The sequence below is a fragment of the Winogradskyella eximia genome, assembly GCF_003386165.1.
GTDB classification, from domain to species: Bacteria; Bacteroidota; Bacteroidia; order Flavobacteriales; family Flavobacteriaceae; genus Winogradskyella; species Winogradskyella eximia.
Map to the genome: position 1 here is coordinate 1 of NZ_QRDV01000015.1, position 5,566 is coordinate 5,566.

A 5,566-nucleotide genomic window follows, 5' to 3' on the forward strand; every position below is an offset into this window, starting at 1 on the left:
TTACAAAAAAGATTAAAATAAAAGTAAAAAAGGTGTTGTGGGATAAGAAAAGGGTTTTATATTTGCACCCCGAAACAAAAACATTTAGTTGCGTTTCGACGTTCATTTCCAGATAGATTTAGCTTTAAAAAAATAAATAATATTTTTTCAAATTAAGTTTGTGAGAGTGAAAAAAGGGTTTTATATTTGCACCCGCTTAGCGAAATAGTGTTAAGTAAAAGTAAAGAAAAAGTTCATTAACATATTGAATTGACAGCGTAAGAAGTTTGTTGGAAACGACAAATTTCAAACAAGAGAATAAATCATTTAGAGTACTAGAATAATTCCTATTAGTTGTTAAAGAAATAGTCGTAAGACTTAAAATTTAACGATGAAGAGTTTGATCCTGGCTCAGGATGAACGCTAGCGGCAGGCCTAACACATGCAAGTCGAACGGTAACAGAGAAGAGCTTGCTTTTTTGCTGACGAGTGGCGCACGGGTGCGTAACGCGTATACAATCTACCTTTTACAGGAGGATAGCCTTTAGAAATGAAGATTAATATTCCATAGTAAGTTGACTTGGCATCAAGATAACTTTAAAGTTTCGGCGGTAAAAGATGAGTATGCGTTCTATTAGCTAGATGGTGTGGTAACGGCACACCATGGCGACGATAGATAGGGGCCCTGAGAGGGGGATCCCCCACACTGGTACTGAGACACGGACCAGACTCCTACGGGAGGCAGCAGTGAGGAATATTGGACAATGGGCGAGAGCCTGATCCAGCCATGCCGCGTGCAGGAAGACTGCCCTATGGGTTGTAAACTGCTTTTATACGGGAAGAAACCTAGTCACGTGTGACTAGCTGACGGTACCGTAAGAATAAGGATCGGCTAACTCCGTGCCAGCAGCCGCGGTAATACGGAGGATCCAAGCGTTATCCGGAATCATTGGGTTTAAAGGGTCCGTAGGTGGATAATTAAGTCAGGGGTGAAAGTCTGCAGCTCAACTGTAGAATTGCCCTTGATACTGGTTATCTTGAATTATTGTGAAGTGGTTAGAATATGTAGTGTAGCGGTGAAATGCATAGATATTACATAGAATACCAATTGCGAAGGCAGATCACTAACAATATATTGACACTGATGGACGAAAGCGTGGGGAGCGAACAGGATTAGATACCCTGGTAGTCCACGCCGTAAACGATGGTCACTAGCTGTTCGAATTTCGGTTTGAGTGGCTAAGAGAAATTGATAAGTGACCCACCTGGGGAGTACGTTCGCAAGAATGAAACTCAAAGGAATTGACGGGGGCCCGCACAAGCGGTGGAGCATGTGGTTTAATTCGATGATACGCGAGGAACCTTACCAGGGCTTAAATGTAGATTGCATTAGCTAGAGATAGCTATTTCTTCGGACTATCTACAAGGTGCTGCATGGTTGTCGTCAGCTCGTGCCGTGAGGTGTCAGGTTAAGTCCTATAACGAGCGCAACCCCTGTTGTTAGTTGCCAGCGAGTCATGTCGGGAACTCTAACAAGACTGCCAGTGCAAACTGTGAGGAAGGTGGGGATGACGTCAAATCATCACGGCCCTTACGTCCTGGGCTACACACGTGCTACAATGGTAGGGACAGAGAGCAGCCACTTCGCGAGAAGGAGCGAATCTATAAACCCTATCACAGTTCGGATCGGAGTCTGCAACTCGACTCCGTGAAGCTGGAATCGCTAGTAATCGCATATCAGCCATGATGCGGTGAATACGTTCCCGGGCCTTGTACACACCGCCCGTCAAGCCATGGAAGCTGGGAGTGCCTGAAGTCCGTCACCGCAAGGAGCGGCCTAGGGTAAAATTGGTAACTAGGGCTAAGTCGTAACAAGGTAGCCGTACCGGAAGGTGCGGCTGGAACACCTCCTTTCTAGAGAAAGACGACTAATAAGGAAAGTTCTATATAAAGGAAATATTTAGTTTATTCTCTTGCTGTTAATTTAATTTTATAATAATTAAGTAGAGTCTCATAGCTCAGCTGGTTAGAGCGCTACACTGATAATGTAGAGGTCGGCAGTTCGAGTCTGCCTGAGACTACTAATTAATAATTAAAGGAAATTCTAGAACTGAGAATTCTAAATTCACATTAAGGATTCTACAAGTTAGGATTTATAAATGGGGGATTAGCTCAGCTGGCTAGAGCGCCTGCCTTGCACGCAGGAGGTCATCGGTTCGACTCCGATATTCTCCACTAAAATGTTTAGTTATACTGAATGTTTGAAAGTTCATTGACATATTGAAAAAGATACATGAAATAATATAAAGAGATTTATCTCTTTATAAAGTAATAGTGATTAATTAGGGTTTACGAGCTTTTAATTAATCACAAAATCTAATTTAAGCTAATGATTTAGTTCAAAAGCTATAATTAGATAGTAACTCATTAAAAAGACAAAAGTACAATAAGCTAAATAAGAGCGTATGGGGAATGCCTAGGCTCTCAGAGGCGATGAAGGACGTGATAAGCTGCGAAAAGCTACGGGGATTGGCACATACAAATTGATCCGTAGATATCCGAATGGGGCAACCCAGCATGTTGAAGACATGTTATCCGCAAGGAGGCGAACCCGGAGAACTGAAACATCTAAGTACCCGGAGGAGAAGAAAACAAAAGTGATTCCGATAGTAGCGGCGAGCGAAATTGGATTAGCCCAAACCAGTATTGTTACGGCAATGCTGGGGTTGTAGGACCACGACATTAGAAGCAGGATGAATTAGAATTGTTTGGAAAGACAAGCCAAAGACGGTGATAGCCCGGTATAAGTAAAGAATGTGAATATAGTGGTATCCTGAGTAGTGCGGGGCACGTGAAACCCTGTGTGAATCAGTCGGGACCATCCGATAAGGCTAAATACTCCTGAGAGACCGATAGTGAACTAGTACCGTGAGGGAAAGGTGAAAAGAACCCTGAATAAGGGAGTGAAATAGAACCTGAAACCATACGCTTACAAGCGGTCGGAGCAGACTTGATCTGTGACGGCGTGCCTTTTGCATAATGAGCCTACGAGTTACCGTTGCTAGCAAGGTTAAGGACTTCAGGTCCGGATCCGTAGCGAAAGCGAGTCTGAATAGGGCGCTTTAGTTAGTAGTGGTAGACGCGAAACCGTGTGATCTACCCATGGGCAGGGTGAAGCTGTGGTAACACATAGTGGAGGCCCGAACCGATATACGTTGAAAAGTGTTCGGATGACCTGTGGGTAGGGGTGAAAGGCCAATCAAACTCGGAAATAGCTCGTACTCCCCGAAATGCATTTAGGTGCAGCGTTGATTTATAGTTTTATAGAGGTAGAGCTACTGATTGGATGCGGGGGCTTCACCGCCTACCAATTCCTGACAAACTCCGAATGCTATAAAATGTTAATCAGCAGTGAGGGCATGGGTGCTAAGGTCCATGTCCGAGAGGGAAAGAACCCAGACCATCAGCTAAGGTCCCCAAATATATGTTAAGTTGAATAAACGAGGTTGAACTGCTTAGACAGCTAGGATGTTGGCTTGGAAGCAGCCATTCATTTAAAGAGTGCGTAACAGCTCACTAGTCGAGCGGTTCGGCATGGATAATAATCGGGCATAAACATATTACCGAAGCTATGGACTTGTAAAAGTGGTAGGGGAGCATTGTAGTGTCGTCGAAGGTGTGCTGTGAGGCATGCTGGAGAAGCTACAAAAGAAAATGTAGGCATAAGTAACGATAATGCGGGCGAGAAACCCGCACACCGAAAGACTAAGGTTTCCTCAGCTATGCTAATCAGCTGAGGGTTAGTCGGGACCTAACGCGAACCCGAAAGGGGTAGTGGATGGACAACAGGTTAATATTCCTGTACCTGCTCACACTAAAAGTGACGGAGGCGAAAAGTTAGTGCGTACTGACGGAATAGTACGTTGAAGCGAGTGGTAACACCGCGATAGTACACTGAGACTACGGTCAAGGTGATAATCTAGCAAATCGACTTCCAAGAAAAGCGAGTGAAGCAGCCCGTACCCTAAACCGACACAGGTAGTTGGGATGAGAATTCTAAGGTGCTCGAGAGATTCATGGCTAAGGAACTAGGCAAAATTGACGCGTAACTTCGGGAGAAGCGTCGCCCCCCTCTGGGGGGGCCGCAGTGAAAAAGTCCAGGCGACTGTTTATCAAAAACACAGGGCTCTGCTAAATCGAAAGATGATGTATAGGGCCTGACACCTGCCCGGTGCTGGAAGGTTAAGTGGAGGGTTTAGAAGTTTACTTCGAAGATCTCAAATGAAGCCCCAGTAAACGGCGGCCGTAACTATAACGGTCCTAAGGTAGCGAAATTCCTTGTCGGGTAAGTTCCGACCTGCACGAATGGTGTAACGATCTGGACACTGTCTCAGCCATGAGCTCGGTGAAATTGTAGTATCGGTGAAGATGCCGATTACCCGCTGTGGGACGAAAAGACCCCGTGCACCTTTACTATAGCTTAGTATTGGTTTTGGATAAGTAATGTGTAGGATAGGTGGGAGACTTTGAAGTGGCGTCGCTAGGCGTTGTGGAGTCATTGTTGAAATACCACCCTTTGCTTATCTAGAGTCTAACTTTCAATGAAAGGACAGTGCTTGGTGGGTAGTTTGACTGGGGTGGTCGCCTCCAAAAGAGTAACGGAGGCTTCTAAAGGTTCCCTCAGCACGCTTGGTAACCGTGCGTAGAGTGCAATGGCATAAGGGAGCTTGACTGAGAGACATACAGGTCGATCAGGTACGAAAGTAGAGCATAGTGATCCGGTGGTTCCGTATGGAAGGGCCATCGCTCAAAGGATAAAAGGTACGCCGGGGATAACAGGCTGATCTCCCCCAAGAGCTCATATCGACGGGGGGGTTTGGCACCTCGATGTCGGCTCGTCACATCCTGGGGCTGGAGAAGGTCCCAAGGGTTGGGCTGTTCGCCCATTAAAGTGGCACGCGAGCTGGGTTCAGAACGTCGTGAGACAGTTCGGTCTCTATCTACAGTGGGCGTTAGAAATTTGAGTGGATCTGACTCTAGTACGAGAGGACCGAGTTGGACGAACCTCTGGTGTACCTGTTGTTCCGCCAGGAGCATTGCAGGGTAGCTACGTTCGGAAGGGATAAGCGCTGAAAGCATATAAGCGCGAAACCCACCACAAGATGAGATTTCTTTAAAGGGTCGTGGAAGATGACCACGTTGATAGGCTATAGGTGTAAAGGCAGTAATGTCATAGCCGAGTAGTACTAATAACCCATAGGCTTATTGTCACTTCGACTTCGCTCAGTGACCAGTAATGATTACTGAGCGGGTCTGTTTTTTTATTAAGTATACATTACCAAACATATCATGTCTTTTTTTCAATATGTCAACAATATTAGTGTTGATTATTTATAACAACCAAAATTTAAGGTGGTTATAGCGACGGGGCTCACCTCTTACCATTCCGAACAGAGTAGTTAAGCCCGTTTGCGCCGATGGTACTGCTTTACTGTGGAAGAGTAGGTCGCCGCCTTTTTTATATCGATTTTAATCGATATTTGTAAAACCCTTACTAGATAACTAGTAAGGGTTTTTTTTGTTTATG

2 tRNA genes and 3 rRNA genes are annotated in these 5,566 nt (G+C 45.2%); all 5 read left to right on the top strand.

The annotated features are described in order from the left end of the window. Positions 1-367 precede the first annotated feature (367 nt). The 5 genes from DFQ10_RS18260 to rrf all read left to right on the top strand — a co-directional run bounded on the left by DFQ10_RS18260 (position 368) and on the right by rrf (position 5,497). A 16S ribosomal RNA gene (locus DFQ10_RS18260) occupies positions 368-1,893 on the top strand. Between the two features lie 93 nt (positions 1,894-1,986). Next, positions 1,987-2,060 (top strand) — tRNA-Ile (locus DFQ10_RS18265). An 80-nt stretch (positions 2,061-2,140) separates the two neighbouring features. Next, positions 2,141-2,214: transfer RNA gene (locus DFQ10_RS18270), tRNA-Ala, on the top strand. A 209-nt stretch (positions 2,215-2,423) separates the two neighbouring features. Next, positions 2,424-5,249, top strand: a 23S ribosomal RNA gene (locus DFQ10_RS18275). Positions 5,250-5,387: 138 nt separating this feature from the next. Further along, positions 5,388-5,497: ribosomal RNA gene (gene rrf, locus DFQ10_RS18280) — 5S ribosomal RNA — on the top strand. Together the 16S, 23S and 5S rRNA genes with 2 tRNA genes alongside form the textbook arrangement of a ribosomal RNA operon. Positions 5,498-5,566 lie beyond the last annotated feature (69 nt).